Origin of the sequence: Bifidobacterium commune (assembly GCF_900094885.1) — a bacterium.
GTDB lineage: Bacteria > Actinomycetota > Actinomycetes > Actinomycetales > Bifidobacteriaceae > Bifidobacterium > Bifidobacterium commune.
Genome location: NZ_FMBL01000002.1, coordinates 132,697 through 150,126, shown reverse-complemented (window position 1 = coordinate 150,126; position 17,430 = coordinate 132,697). Strand labels below are relative to the sequence as shown.

The 17,430-nt window shown below is 57.6% G+C and carries 13 protein-coding genes; 9 read left to right on the top strand and 4 right to left on the bottom strand.

Annotated features, from left to right (window positions below):
* Positions 1-52: 52 nt before the first annotated feature.
* From galK to GA0061077_RS04475, 4 genes are all read left to right on the top strand, one after another.
* Positions 53-1,315 (top strand): galactokinase, encoded by a 1,263-nt coding sequence (galK, locus tag GA0061077_RS04490; RefSeq protein ID WP_091847763.1) that lies wholly within the window; start codon positions 53-55, stop codon positions 1,313-1,315.
* 276 nt (positions 1,316-1,591) lie between these two features.
* On the top strand, positions 1,592-2,770 hold the full coding sequence (locus GA0061077_RS04485; protein WP_091847762.1) for a thiolase family protein: 1,179 nt from the start codon (positions 1,592-1,594) through the stop codon (positions 2,768-2,770).
* Entirely contained in the window at positions 2,767-4,041 is a 1,275-nt protein-coding gene (locus GA0061077_RS04480; protein ID WP_091847761.1) for a hydroxymethylglutaryl-CoA reductase, degradative, read from the top strand. Before GA0061077_RS04485 ends, GA0061077_RS04480 begins: the two co-directional genes overlap by 4 nt.
* Positions 4,042-4,070: 29 nt before the next feature.
* Entirely contained in the window at positions 4,071-5,267 is a 1,197-nt protein-coding gene (locus GA0061077_RS04475; protein ID WP_091847925.1) for a hydroxymethylglutaryl-CoA synthase, read from the top strand.
* 48 nt (positions 5,268-5,315) lie between these two features.
* Here the strand turns inward: GA0061077_RS04475 and GA0061077_RS04470 are convergent, their stop codons facing one another.
* The gene (locus GA0061077_RS04470; RefSeq protein WP_091847760.1) at positions 5,316-6,773 is read right to left on the bottom strand and encodes a glycoside-pentoside-hexuronide (GPH):cation symporter; all 1,458 of its coding nucleotides are present in this window, start codon (positions 6,771-6,773) and stop codon (positions 5,316-5,318) included.
* A gap of 516 nt (positions 6,774-7,289) precedes the next feature.
* Between GA0061077_RS04470 and GA0061077_RS04465 the strand changes: the two genes are divergently transcribed.
* Positions 7,290-9,587: an alpha-galactosidase gene (locus GA0061077_RS04465; RefSeq protein WP_091847759.1), complete on the top strand. Its 2,298-nt coding sequence runs from the start codon at positions 7,290-7,292 to the stop codon at positions 9,585-9,587.
* A 134-nt stretch (positions 9,588-9,721) separates the two neighbouring features.
* Here GA0061077_RS04465 and GA0061077_RS04460 read toward each other — a convergent pair whose 3' ends face one another.
* Positions 9,722-10,633, bottom strand: coding sequence for an AraC family transcriptional regulator (locus GA0061077_RS04460; RefSeq protein ID WP_091847758.1), 912 nt, complete (start codon positions 10,631-10,633; stop codon positions 9,722-9,724).
* 231 nt (positions 10,634-10,864) lie between these two features.
* Between GA0061077_RS04460 and GA0061077_RS04455 the strand changes: the two genes are divergently transcribed.
* Together GA0061077_RS04455 and GA0061077_RS04450 are read left to right on the top strand one after the other, a co-directional pair.
* Positions 10,865-11,137, top strand: coding sequence for an ACT domain-containing protein (locus GA0061077_RS04455; protein ID WP_091847757.1), 273 nt, complete (start codon positions 10,865-10,867; stop codon positions 11,135-11,137).
* Between the two features lie 15 nt (positions 11,138-11,152).
* Positions 11,153-12,517, top strand: a complete 1,365-nt coding sequence (locus GA0061077_RS04450) for a PFL family protein (RefSeq protein ID WP_091847756.1) — start codon at positions 11,153-11,155, stop codon at positions 12,515-12,517.
* A gap of 72 nt (positions 12,518-12,589) precedes the next feature.
* On the opposite strand, the gene GA0061077_RS04445 is transcribed toward GA0061077_RS04450, so the two are convergent.
* Positions 12,590-13,249, bottom strand: coding sequence for a tRNA (cytidine(34)-2'-O)-methyltransferase (locus tag GA0061077_RS04445; RefSeq protein ID WP_091847755.1), 660 nt, complete (start codon positions 13,247-13,249; stop codon positions 12,590-12,592).
* Between the two features lie 258 nt (positions 13,250-13,507).
* Between GA0061077_RS04445 and GA0061077_RS04440 the strand changes: the two genes are divergently transcribed.
* A complete protein-coding gene (locus tag GA0061077_RS04440) occupies positions 13,508-14,383 on the top strand; it encodes an HhH-GPD family protein (protein ID WP_234696528.1) in 876 nt (291 codons plus the stop codon).
* 75 nt (positions 14,384-14,458) lie between these two features.
* Entirely contained in the window at positions 14,459-15,247 is a 789-nt protein-coding gene (locus GA0061077_RS04435) for a hypothetical protein (RefSeq protein ID WP_091847754.1), read from the top strand.
* Between the two features lie 254 nt (positions 15,248-15,501).
* Here GA0061077_RS04435 and GA0061077_RS06865 read toward each other — a convergent pair.
* On the bottom strand, positions 15,502-17,430 hold a 1,929-nt coding region (locus GA0061077_RS06865; RefSeq protein ID WP_159426913.1), incomplete at its 5' end, for a BspA family leucine-rich repeat surface protein.

Genomic DNA, 17,430 nt, shown 5'->3' with positions numbered 1-17,430 from the left:
GGATTCGTGTAAACCGCACTATCAAGGCAATATTTCAAAGAAGGGATTGACCATGACGAGTGATAACAGAACCGTTCAGTATCTTGAGCCAATGGAGTCCAAGGAAGCTGTAGGGAGAGCCGCCGAGCTGTTTGTGGATACTTTCCGGACTGCGCCTGCAGGCGTGTGGAGTGCTCCTGGACGTGTGAATCTTATTGGAGAACATACCGACTACAACGCTGGTCTGTGTTTGCCCATCGCATTGCCGCATCGCACATACATCGCGCTTTCTCCCCGCAAGGATAGGTTAGTGCGCTTGGTGTCGGATATGGGAAACAGAGAAATGACGACCGTCGACCTTGAAGGTCTGGAAGCGTTGGGTGTTGAAGGCTGGGCTGCGTATCCTGCCGGAGTGGCTTGGGCTCTGCGGGAAGACGGATTCGCCGGCGTTCAAGGTTTTGATGCCGCTTTCGTCTCATGTGTGCCGGTCGGCGGTGGGTTGAGCTCATCCGCAGCGATGACTTGCTCGACAGCCCTTGCTCTGGATGACGTCTACGATTTGGGCTTTGGTGGTACGGATGCTGGTCGAGTCAAGCTCATCGATGCAGCCAAGCGTGCCGAAAACGAAATGGCGGGAGCCTCCACGGGCGGGCTGGATCAGAACGCTTCCATGCGGTGCAAAGCCAACCGTGCACTGCTTCTTGACTGTCGTCCGGAGCTTGATGCCGTGCAGAGTGCGCAGCAAGAGCCGTTCAATCTCGGCGCTTTGGGATTGGAACTGCTGGTGGTGGATACACAGGCCACTCACCAGCTCAACGATGGTCAGTATGCCCAGCGGCGCAGTACATGTGAAGAGGCGGCACGCATTCTTCATGTCGATAATCTCCGCGTCACGGCCGATCAGATTGCGGCCTCGGCTGATCCATTCCAAGCACTCAAGGAAACGCTGGACGCCTTGCCTGATCCGACGATGAAAAAACGGGTACGTCACGTGGTTACCGAGATTTTCCGCGTGCGTTCGTTCGTCAGGGCATTCGCTTCCGGCGATACCGTCGAAGCGGGGCGTTTGTTCAACGCTTCGCATGATTCGCTGGCTGCTGATTATGAAGTCACTGTTCCTGAGCTCGATGTCGCCGTTGATGTGGCACGGCATCATGGTGTGTACGGTGCGCGTATGACCGGCGGTGGCTTCGGAGGTTCCATCATCGCGCTTGTGGAACAGGGGAGTGGACGCACCATTGCGCAGGCAATTGCCGACGAATTTGCGCATCGGGGCTTTGCCGCACCTCGCGCCTTGCCTGTCGCGGCTTCAGATTCGGCGCGTAGAGAGGCATGAATCACACGATAAGACGCGAAGATGTGGGGATGTTGCAAGAATGATTCGCGAATGTTGTGTAAAGCCATGATGGTTTCGACAAAGTTGTGATGAAGCTGTGACATCCGTAAAGGGGCTGTGAACGCTGGTGGAGATAGCGTCACAGCTCCTTTTCTCTCTTTAGGGTCTTCGCATAGTCTGGCAGGCGCTAGGAGGAATTGTGCTTATGGGATTAAGGGGTGAGGGCTTGGCTCGGACCATCTATCTGAGCCGTTTTGGTTGTGAAGGGGGAGTTCGATGAGCGGGACTCGAATTGAGGATGGCGACGTCGTCATCGCCGCTTCGTGGCGTACAGGTACCGGTAAATTCCGTGGGGCATTGAGTGGTTTGAGCCCGGTCGAATTGGCGACCGATCTGGTTGTGCGCGGACTGGAACGTTCGGGTATGCAGGCAGATATGTTCGATCAGGTGGTTCTCGGCAGTGTGATCGGCACCGGGGCAAAACAGAACGTGGCACGACAGGTGCAGATTGCTGCAGGCATGCCGGTTGAGGGCACAGCGATGACCGTCAACCAGGTTTGCGGATCTGGTCTTAAGGCCGTTCGCTCGGCTCAAAGCGCCATTATGATGGGTGATGCGCAAGTGACGCTCGCGGGCGGTGTTGAAAGCATGTCGAACGCACCGGCCTTCGCCGCACGCGTCGGTAAGAATGAATTCGATACCGGCAGTTGGCATGATACGTTATATAATGACGCACTCAATGACGCTTTTAATGGCTGTGCGATGGGCGTGACCGCCGAGAATCTTGCACGTCGGTTCAGCGTGGGCCGTGCCGAATTGGATCGTTATGCAGCTGATTCCCAGCGTAAGGCCAATGAGGCTTGGAGTGCCGGCTGGTTTGACGATGAAGTGGTGCCGGTCGCCGGGCTTGATCGTGATGAGACGGTGCGGCCGGGAACTACCGCCGAAGGTTTGTCGGCTCTCAAGCCTGTTTTTGAAGTCGATGGTGTGGTGACTGCCGGCAACGCTTCACCGTTGAGTGACGGTGCAGCTATGACGGTTCTTACCACGATGGGCAACGCCCGGGCACTTGGGCTGGAACCGCAGGCCGTGATTCGCGGATATGCTGAGGTCGGTTATCGACCCGACCAGATGGGTTACGCCACGATTCCTGCCATTCAAAAGCTTTTGGAACGTTGCGGCGGACAGCAGGTCGGAGACATCGACCTGTACGAAGTCAACGAAGCGTTCGCCACCCAGGCTTGGCTGACGCGCGAACAGTTGGGGATTGATCCCGAGCGATACAACGTTTCCGGCGGGGCAATCGCCTTGGGGCACGCACTTGGCGCTTCCGGCGCGAGGATATTGACCACGCTCGTGCATAACCTGCGGCGAACGGAGAAGGCGTTGGGTGTTGCGGCGTTGTGCGTCGGCGGCGGGCAGGGCGTGGCTATGGAAGTGGAGAACATACGATGACGAAATTCTACGAGCTTTCTACGGTGGAGCGTATCGATCAACTTCGCAGCGAAGGTGCCATCGATGAGGACGATGCGCGTCTGTGCTGCGACGAGCCTGCGTTGCCTACTCCCATTGCCGCCAATATGGTGGAGAACCAAATCGGCAATTTTCCGGTTCCTCTCGGACTTGCCGACCATTTCGTCATAGACGACGAGGCGTTACGTGTGCCAATGGCCGTTGAGGAGCCGTCGGTGATTGCGGCAGCCGGCAACGCGGCTCAGCGTATTGCGCTCAGCGGTGGTTTCCGTACCTCGGTACGACGTGATGGCGTTCCGGCGCAAATCGTATTCAGTGCATGCAATCGTGCCGATTTTAACAGGCTGAGCAATTTCGTATCTGAACGCCAGGACGATATTCGGCAGGTTGCGCATGACTCACATCCCAGTCTGGAAACGCATGGCGGTGGTCTGCGCAAGTCAGGCGTCTCCTGGAATGAGGAAGGTTTCGCGCAAATCGATTTGCTTATCGACCCGGGCGATGCCATGGGTGCGAATGTGGTCAATACCATCTCGGAGGCCGTCGCCGAGTATTGTGTCGCGCAGCTTGAGGGGCTTGACCTTCTCATGGCCATACTTTCCAACGAGGCTGGTAGCCAGCGTGCGCGATCTGAGGCACGTATCAATTTCGATAATCTGCTCGCTCGCGATATGGACGGCCAGACGGTGGCACGCCGAATAGCAGCTGCCGCTCGGTTCGCTGAGGTTTCGTCCCAGCGTGCCGCCACGCACAACAAAGGCATCATGAACGGTATCAATGCGGTGGTTCTCGCCACCGGCAACGATACCAGGAACATGAATGCCGCCGCGTACGCCGATCTAAGTGCCGAGCGCAGAACGTGGACCACGTGGAGCATCGACGAAGAGCGTCGTCAGCTGATTGGTTCCATCGATCTGCCTTTGCCGTTGGGCAGCGTCGGCGGTGCGATGTCGACGTTGCCGATGGCCAAGCTCAGCCTCAAACTGCTGCATCATCCCGATGCCGCACGTCTTATGGGTATCGTGGCGAGTGCCGGCCTTGCCTCCAACCTTTCAGCGATGCGCGCATTGGTGACCAAAGGCATACAAGCGGGCCACATGAACCTGCAATTCAAGAGCTTGGCGATGTCGGCCGGAGCTGAGCCCGATGAGCTAGATCCAGTGGTCGCCAAGCTCCGCACCGATCCGGCGCGCGCCAACCTGTCAATCGCGCAACGCTGCTTGAGGCAGCTGCGCGAAAACGCGAAACAATAGACGTCAACCAGTAGCGAGGAATGGGAATCATGTACGGGAACAGCGCAATTACCGACGTTCAGGTCGGCATTGACAAAATCGATTTCTATACGCCGAACCATTATCTTGATCTGGTCGATCTGGCTCAGGCCCGCGGCGTGGATCCGAACAAGTACCTCATAGGCATCGGGCAGAGCAAGATGTCGGTTGCGGCGCTGGATCAAGACATCGTGGCCATGGGCGCCAACGCCGCGGAACCGATGTTGACCGAAGCGGACCGGCAGGAAATCGGTCTGCTGGTTGTCGCCACGGAAAGCGGCATCGACCAGTCAAAGGCTGCGGCTTTGTTCGTCCAGGACCTGTTGGGGCTTACCAACAACCTGCGCGCCATCGAAATCAAGGAAGCCTGTTACGGAGCCACCGCAGGTCTTCAATTGGCTTGTGATTATGTGCGCAGCCATCCGGGTCGCAAGGCTTTGGTTATCGCTTCGGATATCGCGAGGTACGGTCTGGATACGCCCGGCGAAGTGACGCAAGGTGCCGGTTCTGTGGCAATGCTTGTGGCTTGTGATCCGGGTATTATCGCCATCGAACCCGAATCGCTCTACGAAAGCCGGAGCACTGGTGATTTCTGGCGTCCCAACTATTCGGCCGAAGCCTTCGCTCGGGGCAAATTCTCTGAAGAAGTCTACGTCGGCATGTTCGAAGGTCTCTGGAACAAGGCTCGGAAGCAGGGTATGGCCCGTCCTGAAAGCCTGCAGGCGTTGCTGTTCCATATTCCGTTCTCGAAAATGGGAAGGAAGGGGTTGCGGACGTTGGGCGACGGGACCATTACGGAAGCCGATTACGAGCGTCTGACCGAGCGATTCGAACGCAGTATCGTTTATGGCCGTGAAGTCGGCAACATTTATACCGGATCGGTCTATCTTGCGTTGATCTCGTTGCTGGAGAACGATGAGAGCCTCAATCCCGGCGACCGCATTGGTTTGTTCTCCTACGGTTCCGGCTCCGTTGCGGAGCTCTATTTCGCGACGCTCATGCCCGGCTATCGTGCTCGCCTCGAACCGCAACGGCATCAGGCACTGCTTGAAAGCCGCGAACGTCTGTCGTTGACCGAATATGAGGCGATGTTCAGCGCCAAGTTGGTGACGGATGGGTCGGAGCAAGAGATCAAGCACAGTGATTGTCGCGATGATGCCCCGCATTATTTGGCTGGCATGAAGGGCCATGAGCGCCAATATCGTTGATTGATTCGGCATTCATGACCCTTCTGCGCAGGTAGTTGATCGCCTTCTTTATGCCTGCGGTGTTGGTGCAGCTGTTGCGGCAATCTGTTCAGAGTCGGAATCGAATTTGTCCGTCAACTCCTTGACTATCTGATTGTGCTTGTCTTCGGTCAGCGTGACTTTTACGGCGAAAATCACTGCTGAAATGGCGATCAGCACCAGCGGCATGTAGAGCATGAAGCCTTTGAACTGAGCTACGCCGCTGCCGGAAATATCAGCGGCGGTGGCTGACCCTGTCATGCCTGCCGTCACGGCTGCAAAGCTGACGATGGCTGTCGAGAACGAGCCGGCAAGCTTGTCGATCAGCGGTCGGACGGTAAGTGTGACCGACTCGTTGCGTGTTCCCATCTTGAGCTGTCCGTATTCGACGCAATCGGAAATGGTGTTGAGCACCACGAGGAATACGAGTGGCTGCGCCACATAGCACAAGGCTGTTGCAACCAAGGTCATGACGACGTTGTGCCCGGCGAAAATGAAAAGGACGTAGCCGACGAGTTCAACGATTACTGAATACAGATAGACGCGCTTACGGCTCACCAACCGCTGCAAAGCCGGGAAGCAGATTACCGCGATGATGCCCAGAACGGCTTCTACCGCACCCACCAGCGAGTACGATTCCGGCTTGCCTAGCACGTATCGGAAGTAGTAAATGATCATGGAGTTGGTGGTGGAGAATCCGAAGGCGAAAAGCAGATAGGCCAACGCCGTCCACATCAACTGGTCGTTCTTGCCGATAATGCTGAAGATATCTCGGAATGAAGTTTTCTGAGTATTGTCGCGAATGGCATCCTCGCCTTCTTGGGTGCCCCAGCAGGTCAGCAGCGCGCCGATCAGTGAAAGTGCTGCGATAACCGCGGCGAATCCGAGCCAGCCGGCACGAGTCTGCTCGGTACCTTGGGTGTGAGCGAATGTGTGCGAGAACCAGATGTTGAGTGGAACCAGAATGACCGCGACACCGGTGCCGCCTAATGTGGAACCGAAACGGGCGATGGAGCTGATGCTGGCACGGGAATCAGAATCCAAACTCAGCGAAGGCAGCAGACCCCAGAACGCGACATCGAGGACGGAATAGGAGAAATCGGCGATGACGAACACAATAACGAAGAGCACTAGATAAATCATGGGGTGACTTACGGTGAGTCCGAAGAAATTGGAGAAGATCAGCACCAATGAAATCGAGCTGACGATGGCCCCTCCCATAATCCATGGTTTGAATTTGCCCCATTTAGTGTGAGTGTTGTCAACGAGGGCCCCGAGGAACGGATCGAAAAATATCTCGACAATCCTGATGGTCACCACGAGCGTTGTCACCATACCAATCAACCATGTGTTGACCTGGCTGCCATCGGGCGTTTCCAAAAGTTGGCTGGTGACGAAAGTGATGAAATATGTCGTCAACGCAGCATAAAAGGCATCATGTCCGAATGCGCCGAAGGCATAAGTAACGGATTGTTTCAGTTTGCTCATTCTTTTCTCCTACTTCATTGTTCTGGAAAGACTGGCTGCGATGTTTCTGGCGCCGTGCGTGGGACCTGCATTCGCTGCCCCATGGTCGAACCCGATTGCCGTGCCGCGTCGACTGTGCACGGGACACATTTTGAAGCAATCATGGGTTGTGTTGGCTAAACGGTGCTTCTCTTCATTGCGGTGTCCTTTTCAATCGGCATTGACTGCTGCACATGCAACGTTACAACAGCTTTTTAAATGGTATGTACGCAAAATCGCAGGAGTGCGGAATATTCGTGTTCGCATTCCTTGTTTTTGTGGTTCATTGGGTGCTCAAAAATCCTGTGGATCGATGGTTTACGACGTTGCTGAGCCGTCGATATGTTGCCTGATGGTCACAAAATCACCGGAAAAAATCACCGATGTGACTTTTGCTTCCATACGAAGGATGCGACGATGCACAGTAGAACATGTTCCATGTAGTCGCACGCAAATTGTCGCGGGCGAGGAACGGCAGCCTATCAAAGGAGACAAAGCATGCGATCAGCAAATGCCGAGGCACGGGTATTCGTTCACGCCGAAAACAATGAGTTTCATCTCACCAACGGACAGGTGAGTTATATTCTCCGAATCAACGATCAAGGCAAAGCGTTGCAACTGTATTACGGTGCCGCCGTTGAGGACAGGGATGATTTCGGCTACCTGGTCGAAATGCAGCGTAGGTCCACCGCCTCATGCCCAATTGAAGGGAATCTGTTCTATTCCTTGGAACATTTGCGTCAGGAATTCCCCGAATACGGGACAACCGACTACCGCATGCCTGCCATCAGCGTGGTGCAGGCAAATGGGTCGCGCATCACCGATTTTCGCTTTGCTGGCTACCGTGTCGATAACGGCAAGCCAAAACTCGGGGGATTGCCGTCGGCGTATGTCGACGAAGACCGCGAAGCGGTGACGCTCAGCATTGAACTCGTGGATGCCCCCACGGGCGTGGCGGTAACTTTGATGTACACGCTATTTGCTGATATGCCGGTGATGACGCGTTCCGCGGCGGTTCGCAATAATGGTAATGCGGCAGTAGATATTGAACGTCTTATGAGCCTGAGCCTTGATCTTCCCGATGACGATTACGTCTTCACCCAGCTCACCGGTTCGTGGGCTCGCGAGCGAAGTGTGGTGCGTGACCATCTGCACCCGGGCATCCAGCAGATCGGTTCACTGCGAGGTTCGGCATCCAGTCATATTCATAACCCGGCTGTTGCTCTCGCGCGCCCTGATGCCACGGAATCCTGCGGTGAGGTCATCGGTGCGGCGCTGGTTTATTCCGGCAACTTCGAAGCGCATGTCGAGGTCGATCCTTTTGCCGTAGCGCGGCTGCAGATGGGCATCGCTGATTTCGGCTTCACCTGGCATCTGGAGCCCGGTGCCGATTTCCAGAGCCCGGAGGCGGCGTTCGCATACAGCTCGCAGGGTTACAACGGCATGAGTCACGCCTTCCACGACCTGGTGCACCGTCATATTGTGCGCAAGCAGTGGCGCGAAAAGGAACGCCCGGTTCTTATCAACAACTGGGAGGCGACCTATTTCGATTTCGACGAGGACAAGTTGGTTGCCATCGCAAGTAAGGCTCAGAAGCTGGGTGTGGAATTGTTCGTCCTGGACGACGGCTGGTTCGGCGAGCGCAGTGATGATAAGGCAGGGCTCGGCGATTGGTCCGCCAATCTCAAACGTCTGCCTCATGGTCTCAAGGGCCTCGCTCAGCGCGTTAACGACTTGGGGATGATGTTTGGACTGTGGTTCGAACCGGAGATGGTCAACAAGAACTCCGACCTTTATCGTGCCCATCCCGATTGGATGCTTTCGACTCCGGGCCGCAACGCCAGCCACGGGCGCAACGAGTATGTGCTCAATTTCGCCAATTCGCAGGTGGTCGACAACATCTATGAGCAGATGCATGCGGTGCTTTCGACTGCGAACATCGGTTATGTCAAGTGGGATATGAACCGTTATATCACTGAAGCGTTCGATATCACGCGCGGCGCCGAACATCAAGGCGAGGTTTTCCACCGCTATATTCTCGGTGTCTATGCATTGCATGAACGATTGCTTGAAGCCTTCCCAGATCTGATCATCGAGGGTTGCGCATCTGGCGGCGGCCGTTTCGATTTGGGCATGCTTTGTTACTCGCCGCAAATCTGGGCGAGTGATGACACCGACGCTGTGGAGCGCATGTCCATTCAATACGGCACGAGCATGTTCTATCCTCTAAGCTCCATAGGCTCGCATGTTTCGATCGTTCCCAACCATCAGACCGGCCGTGAGGTTTCGCTCAACACCCGTACTAATGTCGCCGTGTTTGGCACCTTCGGTTACGAGCTCGATCCGGCGGCGCTCAGTGAGCAGGAGCTTGCGCAGGTGTCGAAGGATGTCGCTTTCTTCAAGAAACATCGTGAGATGATCCATAAGGGCGATTTTTACCGATTAATTTCGCCGTTCAACAAGAATCCGCGCCACAACGATTCAATGGCATGGATGGTGGTTTCCAAAGATCGTCGGTCGGCTATCGTCGGGGACTATCGAATGCTTGAACACCCGATGTCACCGTTCACCCGTCTGTACTTGCAGGGGCTTGATCCGACCACCCGTTACCGAGTCACGGTCAGAGGAGGTGCGAGCACCATTGACGGCATGGTCTTCAGTGGCGAGGAATTAATGAGGGTCGGCATGCTGTCGACGGACGCCTCGGCATCGTCGTCCGCTGAGGCCGGTGGTGTCAACAATCTTGGCGATCCTCACGATTTCGATTCCAGGTTGTTCGTTCTTGAAGCCTGCTGAACGCTGAAGGGCGCTGTCTATTGTTCGCCGATAAGCTCGGTCGCATGCAATGTGTGCGGGGTTTGTCGGCGAACTGGTTATCCCGTGAAATGTCGGCCGTTCGACACGATTTCGCACTCGGTTACGATTCCGTTTCATGCCTCGGTGTCATCAACGCTGTGTGCGTCAAAGGCCGCGCGCAGGAAGTCGATGCCAAGGCCGAGGTTGTTGACGATTCCATTGTGCGAACGCCTGAATTCGGTGGGAGTGGATCCTTGGGTGTCGCGGAAGCTGCGGGTAAGTGCGTCTTCGTTATTGAACCCGCATTCCGTGGCGATTTCCGCAACACTCAGATCGGTCATGCCCAACAGGTCACGAGCGTGCGAGAGGCGAATCCGGTCGATGTAGTTTTTGAGGGTGATGCCGGTTTCCTTGTGGAAGAGTCGCGAGAGGTAGCTTCGGTCCACGTTGATTCGTTGCGAGACCCATACCGCGGTGATGCCGGGATGCCATTCGTCGCGGATGACAGCAATCGCCCTTCTGATGATTTCGCTCAATTGGTTGGGGAAACCACTCTGGCCCACTGAATTGAGATGGCGGCTGAGCGTGGCCAGAAAATGGTTGGCCAGCGCATCGAGTTCAAGCTCGTTGCAGATGTCATCTGAAGTGTGGTAAAGAGCCGAGGAAAGAATGCGCAGGAACGGCGTGCTTTGGTTCACCGAGAAGGCCACGGTGTCGGAGCGGAATCCCATTTCGTTGAGATATCGCGGTATCGAATCGCCTTTCACGGCGAACCAGACATAAGCCCATGGTGTATCCTGCGAGGCTTGGTAACGAGTGATGTCGTTGGGGCGGATCAGGAACCCGTCGTTTGAACCCAGCCGGTAAGTCTCCGTCGAAGTGTGCACTTCTCCGGTGCCGCTGAGAACGACGTGAAACACCCAGCTGTCGGTCAATGAAGGTCCATAGGCATGCCCGGCCTCGGTCTGTGATATGCCACAGTATGAAAATGCCAGAGAATGCTGGTCTTGATCGGTTTTCGCTCCCAGAAACAGCGAATGCTCCATACCTCTCCCTCAAACGTTGTGCATTTCTTACCTTAGCATCAGGGAGCGTTTTGGGATCAGTGGATTTTATTGTGAGTGTTCTTCTCCGCGATGTCATTCGATGTGTCCGGCTGCGCGATTCTCTCCTAATGCACAGGCGTCGTGTTTGCAACGGTGCGTCCTCTATACTGGGTCAGGTATGGCCTTTCCGGCCGTACGCAATCTGCACTCATCGGCCTTAAGGGGGGCTTCATGAACAAGGCGATTATCACGGTGGTTGGCCAGGACACTGTCGGCATTATTGCGCAGGTGTGCACCTATCTTTCGCGACATCATGTCAATGTCCTCGATATCTCGCAGACGATTATCGAAGGGTTCTTCAACATGATGATGATTGTCGATTACTCGAACGCCGATGTGCAATTCGACCAGTTGGTCAGCGATCTTGAGGCATTGGGTGATGGAATCGGCGTGCGCATCCGTTGCCAGCGCGAGGAAATCTTCACCAAAATGCACCGGGTCTGAGCGCGGGGGGTTGACATGCTGAATATTTTCGAGGTCAATGAGACCAATCAGATGATCGAGCAGGAAAAGCTCGATGTACGCACCATCACCATGGGTATTTCGCTGCTAGACTGCGCGGCGGCGGACGTGGATACGGTCTGCGACAACATCTACAACACAATCACCGACAAGGCCCGCGATCTGGTGAGTGTAGGCAAGAGTATCGAGCGTGACTTTGGCATCCCCATTGTCAACAAGCGCATCACTGTCACCCCAATCGCGTTGGTGGGCGCCAGTTCGTGCAAGTCGCCGGCCGACTTCGTCAAGATCGCCCACGCTCTCGATCGAGCCGCCAAAGAAGTGGGTGTCGATCTGATCGGCGGCTACTCGGCCCTCGTGTCCAAGTCGATGACTCCAGCTGAGCGCATGCTCATCGAATCGATTCCGCAGGCGCTTTCGCAAACCGATATCGTATGTTCATCGGTCAACGTCGGCTCCACTAAAACCGGCATCGACATGGATGCCGTCGAACTGCTCGGCCACGTCATCAAAGACACCGCTGTCGCCACGCGTGACAACGACAGCTTCGGCTGCGTTAAGTTCGTCGCCTTCTGCAATGCGCCTGATGACAACCCGTTCATGGCAGGAGGCTTCCACGGGGTCACCGAAGGTGATGTGGTCGTCAACGTAGGTGTCTCCGGCCCGGGCGTGGTCTCGCGTGCGCTCGATGCCGCTAAGGGCAAGGATTTCGAGTTCCTGTGCGAAACCATCAAGCGCACCGCTTTCAAGATCACTCGTGTCGGTCAGCTCGTGGACCAGGAAGCTTCGAAGCGTCTCGGCGTTCCCTTCGGCATCATCGATCTGTCGCTGGCGCCCACTGCTGTTGCCGGCGATTCGGTAGGCGAGGTTCTGGAGAAAATCGGGCTTGACCAGGTCGGTGCTCCAGGCACGACCGCGGCGCTCGCAATGCTTAACGATCAGGTGAAGAAGGGCGGCATCATGGCGTCCTCATACGTCGGTGGCCTTTCCGGCGCGTTCATCCCCGTTTCCGAAGACAAGAACATGATAGAGGCAGCTTCGAACGGATGCCTGACTATCGAAAAGCTTGAGGCGATGACCTGCGTGTGCTCGGTTGGCCTTGACATGATCGCCATCCCAGGCAAAACTACGGCCTCCACGATTTCCGGCATCATCGCCGACGAGGCGGCCATCGGCATGGTCAACCAAAAGACCACGGCCGTGCGCATCATCCCCGTTGAAGGCAAAGACGTGGGCGAGGTGGCCAATTTCGGCGGGCTGATGGGCTACGCGCCGATCATCCCGGTCAACCAGACCTCCTGCGAGGCCTTCGTGACCCGCGGCGGCCGAATCCCCGCCCCGATTCACAGTTTCAAAAACTAAGGGTTGCGCTCCGGATAAGGAGTCACAACCCTGAAAGTCAAAAGCCGTCGGAACCAACCGGCGGTTTTTCGTTTATTCCCCGCCGCTGAAACCGAGTTGTCGCCAAGCTTCGTAGATGGCGATGGAAGCGCAGTTCGTCAGGTTGAGCGAGCGCAGGCTCGGACGCATCGGCAAGCGCACCTGCTCAGTCACATGCGGCCCGGACATGATGTCCATCGGATCGGGGATATCGCCCGGTTCGGGGCCGAACAGCAGGATGTCGTCGGGACGGTATTCCACCTCGGTGTACAGCTTGGTGGCGTGGGCGGTGAAGGCGATGATGCGGGAGTTGGGCATGGAATTGACTAGGTCGTCAAAGTCCGGATGCAGTACAACATGGGCCATATCGTGGTAATCGAGCCCGGCCCGGCGCAGCTTCGTGTCCTTGAGGTTGAAGCCAAGCGGCTCGACCAGGTGCAGAATCGTGCCGGTCACTGCGCACAGGCGAATGGCAGAACCGGTGTTGCCCGGAATGCGAGGGGAGTAGTAGCACAGGTGGGGTGTAACGGTTTTTGCCTCGCTGGCATCCTTGGCACTCATCATCGCGTCGACCACGCTGATGGGGTTGCCGTGCGAATCGGTGACCAGCTCGTCCGGCCCGTAATTGGACTTGCGGTAGCCGTACTCGTACATTTCGGTGACTTTGTTCTCGGGTGCTTCGGCGTTTTTCGCCGCCTTCTCTGCGTCTGTCATACCCCAACGCTATCGCCGCGAAGCGACACTGCGGCGCCCGAAAGACGCACCGACGTCGCGGTCAGTGCATTGCAAACTGAATTGTCATGTTGCCTGAGAGAACAGATGCCGCAGCGGCTGGCAACGTTCATCCGATGGTTGCAGTCTGTAGCGGTCTTGGAGCACAATGGTCGAGAGGTTCAGGAGGATACGGATATGGCACCAGTGAAACGATTGCGCGAAGCCGTCGACGGGTTCAATGCCGACGAACTGGAGACGATGAAGTGCGAGCTGTTCTCTTGGTGGGATACCAACGCGCGGGATCTGCCGTGGCGGTTCGGCCGCACAACGCCGTGGGGCATCCTCATCTCCGAGGTGATGAGCCAGCAGACGCAAATGAGCCGGGTGGTTGACTACTGGACCAGTTGGATGGGCGCATGGCCCGACGCCGCAAGCCTCGCCGAAGCAAGCACCGCCGAAGTCATTACCGCATGGGGCAGGCTCGGCTACCCGCGGCGTGCGCTGAGGCTTCAAGAATGCGCTACAGTGGTCGCCGAGCAGTACGGCAACGAACTTCCGCGCACATACGACGAGTTGGTGGCACTGCCCGGCATTGGCGATTACACGGCCAGCGCCGTGATGAGCTTCGCGTTCGGTGAGCGCATCGCCGTCATCGACACCAACGTTCGCCGGGTGCTCTGGCGCACCTTCAAAGGCAAGGAATCGTTCGGCGGTGCCACAAAACCGGAGGAGCGCAAACTCGCTCAAGCGCTCCTGCCGCAGGATGCCAAGGAAAGTGTGACCTGGAACGAGGCGCTTATCGAGCTTGGCGCGCTCGTGTGCACCGCCAAGAACCCAAAGATCGACAAGGACCCATGGGCGTCATACAGCCGCTTCTATGCCAACGGCTGCCCGAATATGGGGCAGAGGCGCACCCGTCCGCGCCAGAGTTTTAAAGGAACGAACCGACATGTGCGCGGCATCGTCCTCAACGCCTTGCGCTCGCTCGCGGACCGCGAACAACCCACATTGCCGCGAGCCGAGGTCGAACAGCTGTGGAACGACCATGTTCAACTAGACGCCTGCATCGCCAGTCTGGACGAGGACGGCCTCATCGAAATCGGTCCAAACGGCTCGGTGCGTCTTCCGGTCTGAAATGTTCGCTGGAATGCGACATCGCGCTGGTTGTTGAACAGCGCCTAATTCAGCAACGTCGTTTACACTGGAACCATGAGTTCCGAGCAGCCGAAAAAGCGCCAATCATCAAGCAATGCCAAGCGCAAACCCAGCAAAGAAATGCAGAGGGTTTACCGCCGTCGCCGCATCGTCGTCGGTGCGATTGCGCTGGTGATACTCGCGGCACTCGGATTCGGCGCCTATGCGCTCGTCATCAATGTCATCGCGCCGCAGGGAGGCTCTGCCGATTCGAGTTCCTCCACTTCCGACAGCGGCAAACAGGGCCGGTTGTCAAAGAGGCCAAAGGGTTCCGCCAACAAACAATCGGGTGATGCCAAGTCCGACAAAAACCAGGATGGCAAGGGCGATGAAGGCGGCGTCAGAAAATGTGGAGCCAACGACGTTGATCTTGAACTGACGCCTGCTTCGCAAAAAGTGGATGTCGGCGGCTCGCTGGATTTCAAGGTCACAATCCGCTACAAAGGCTCCGACCCGTGTGTGATCGATGCTTCGAACTCCTCCCGCATACTTACCATCTCGGCTGTGGCCGGCGCAGATTCCGACTCGGATTCGGGTTCCGGCTCCTCTTCGGATACAAAGAAGACTTCCAGCGAGCAAATTATCTGGACTTCAGGTGTGTGCCCCGCCAAACCGCGCAACCTGCTGCTGGCCAAGGGTGACACGGACGAACAGCAAATCACATGGCCGACCGACAAAACCGGCAACACCTGCGTACCCGACGACCAACTCCCAAAGGTCCGCCGCGGCACCTACATGGCTCAACTCAGCCTCAAAGACCACTCGAAACTCAAAAGCGAAAAGGTCCCCGTCGTCGTGCAATAACGCCAGGTCTCAACTTTGAGGCCGACTGTCCACTGGGCAGATGATTTGTCTGCTGATCGTTGTGAATGCCGGGCTTCTGCACGTGGGCGTTTTGGGCATGTCCGCGTGCAGAAGCCCGGCTGTGTTCCCGTCCGGTCCGGGGTTTTGGTCATATGAACCGGGCGGGAAGTCTTGTGTGTGCCCGGCCGCTGGCCGGGTCTATTCAGTTTGGGCAGGTTATTGATCCTGTCGGGTTGGTTGTGTTCCGGTTTTCGTCACTGTCCAGCGGCCTGTGTGCGACGTGTTGTGTGGCGCGCCCTGCGGCTTCTGCGGTTGCGCAGTGCGTTGGCTGCGGCGAGCAGGAGCATGACGGCGGCCAGTGTTCCGGCGAGTGTGAGCAGTGCCGGTCGGTTGTTTTCTCCGGTGAGGGGCAGTGTGCTGATGTAGGGGGTGGGGATGTGGATGTTGGTGTGGGTGGTGGGGCTGTCGACCTGTTGGTTTCCTGCGGGATAGGCGGTGTCTTTGGTGGTGAGTGTGGTGTCGACGGTCCAGTCGCCGTCGGGTGTGCCGGCGGGCAGGGTGATCTTCCATGGGTGTTCGGTGGTCCCGTCGTAGGGTAGCCGGTTGCCTTGCGTGTCGGTGGCGTCGGTGGTGACGACGTGGCATTGGGTGCCGCCGGCGGCTGGGTGGCAGACGCGCACGGTGTCGGTGTCGATGTTGGCCTTGGCGGTGCCGCTGATGATGACCTGATTGGTGGCGGGGTCACGGGTGGCACTGACTCCTGCGGGTCCGGTCAGGAGGGTCCATTGGGCGGTGAGGGTGACGGTGGTGCGTCCCTGCGTGTCGGTGGTGCCGGTGGCGGTGGCGACGGTGGCCGGACCGGGCCGTATGTTGCCGGGCTGCCAGGTGTCGAACAGGCTGTTGGCGGGCCGGTTGATGGGGCTGGGTCCGGCGATGGTGAGGCGTGCGGTGCTGCTGGCCGTGTCGGTCAGGGCCCTGTCGCCGGCCGGCGCGGTGCCGGTGCCGGCGCCGGCCCGGTAGCCGATGGTGGTGTAGGGCAGGATGCCCTCCTTGTCGGCCGTCGGTCCGGTCACCGGGATGTTGGTGTCGGTGGTGTCGTTGATGGCGCGCCGGTCCATGGCGGTGACGGCGGCCCTGACGTGGTAGGAGGCGTCGTAGTCGGACGCGTCGCGCAGCTGGGCGATGGAGGCGCGCATGGCGCAGGTGTTGGTTCCTGCGGCGGGGGTGCAGTCGGCGGTGCGTCCGGTGCCGTTGAGGGATTCGATCCTGACGGTGTCGTCGGCGGCACTTCCCGCGGGCAGGGTGGCGGTCACTTCGGCCCATGGTCCGATGCCGCCATCGGGGTTGGGGGAGCCGTCGGCGTGGACGTTGATGCTCAGGGCGGGTTGACCGACGGTGCGCCATCTGGCGGTGAGGGTGGCGGTTGTGGTGGCGTGGACGGTGAGGCCCGCGGTCCACGCCAGGGTGTTTCCGGTGAGGGTGACGTGGTCGGGATCGCTGGTGGTGAAGTCCCACCCGTCGAACACCTTGCCCGCCGGCGCCGGCCGCAGCGTTCCCTGCTGGTCGGTCCATGTGATTTTCTTTCTTTCGGGGACGGTTGGGTCGAAGCTGAGGTTCTGGGTGTGGTTGGCTTGGCCGTTGTTGTAGTCGACGCTGACGACGAGCAGTACATGCACGTAGTGGCCCTGCGGATTGCGACCCGAACCGTACTCGGTGCGATTGTACATGTCGGGGACGGGTGTCGGCCCGCCTGGGGCGGTCAACTCCACCCAATTCCTGGGGTCGAGGTCCGCTGAGGTGTCTGAATGGGACATGGCGAGGTAGGTGTTGGGGCCGAGCCACAACTCCCGCAGCTTCGGGGAATCTTTGAACATTTCCTCGTGGTGGGCCTTGGAAGTGTCGAATCCGCTGATGTTGAGTGACTCCAGTGACTCGCAGTTGCTGAACATGCTGCTAAGGCCGCTGTAGCTGGTTGAGCCGTCGACGTTGGTGGTGTTGAAGTTGCTGAGGTCGAGTGTCGTCAGTGCGTTGCAGCCGTAGAACATGCATCTCATGTCGGTGACGTTGGAGGTGTCGAAGTGGGTGAGGTCCAGCGACGTCAGCTTCTCGCAGAGCGCGAACATGCTGCCCGTGTTGGTGACTTTGGAGGTGTCGAAGTGGGTGAGGTCCAGCGACGTCAGTGC

What these genes read in the sequence shown, in the direction of transcription:
- GA0061077_RS04480 (WP_091847761.1), top strand. Translation starts at nt 2,767, where the DNA reads ATGACGAAATTCTACGAGCTTTCTACGGTGGAGCGTATCGATCAACTT.
- GA0061077_RS04455 (WP_091847757.1), top strand. Translation starts at nt 10,865, where the DNA reads ATGAACAAGGCGATTATCACGGTGGTTGGCCAGGACACTGTCGGCATT.
- GA0061077_RS04475 (WP_091847925.1), top strand. Translation starts at nt 4,071, where the DNA reads ATGTACGGGAACAGCGCAATTACCGACGTTCAGGTCGGCATTGACAAA.
- GA0061077_RS04450 (WP_091847756.1), top strand. Translation starts at nt 11,153, where the DNA reads ATGCTGAATATTTTCGAGGTCAATGAGACCAATCAGATGATCGAGCAG.
- GA0061077_RS04470 (WP_091847760.1), bottom strand. Translation starts at nt 6,773, where the DNA reads ATGAGCAAACTGAAACAATCCGTTACTTATGCCTTCGGCGCATTCGGA.
- GA0061077_RS04465 (WP_091847759.1), top strand. Translation starts at nt 7,290, where the DNA reads ATGCGATCAGCAAATGCCGAGGCACGGGTATTCGTTCACGCCGAAAAC.
- GA0061077_RS04435 (WP_091847754.1), top strand. Translation starts at nt 14,459, where the DNA reads ATGAGTTCCGAGCAGCCGAAAAAGCGCCAATCATCAAGCAATGCCAAG.
- galK (WP_091847763.1), top strand. Translation starts at nt 53, where the DNA reads ATGACGAGTGATAACAGAACCGTTCAGTATCTTGAGCCAATGGAGTCC.
- GA0061077_RS04485 (WP_091847762.1), top strand. Translation starts at nt 1,592, where the DNA reads ATGAGCGGGACTCGAATTGAGGATGGCGACGTCGTCATCGCCGCTTCG.
- GA0061077_RS04440 (WP_234696528.1), top strand. Translation starts at nt 13,508, where the DNA reads ATGAAGTGCGAGCTGTTCTCTTGGTGGGATACCAACGCGCGGGATCTG.
- GA0061077_RS04445 (WP_091847755.1), bottom strand. Translation starts at nt 13,249, where the DNA reads ATGACAGACGCAGAGAAGGCGGCGAAAAACGCCGAAGCACCCGAGAAC.
- GA0061077_RS04460 (WP_091847758.1), bottom strand. Translation starts at nt 10,633, where the DNA reads ATGGAGCATTCGCTGTTTCTGGGAGCGAAAACCGATCAAGACCAGCAT.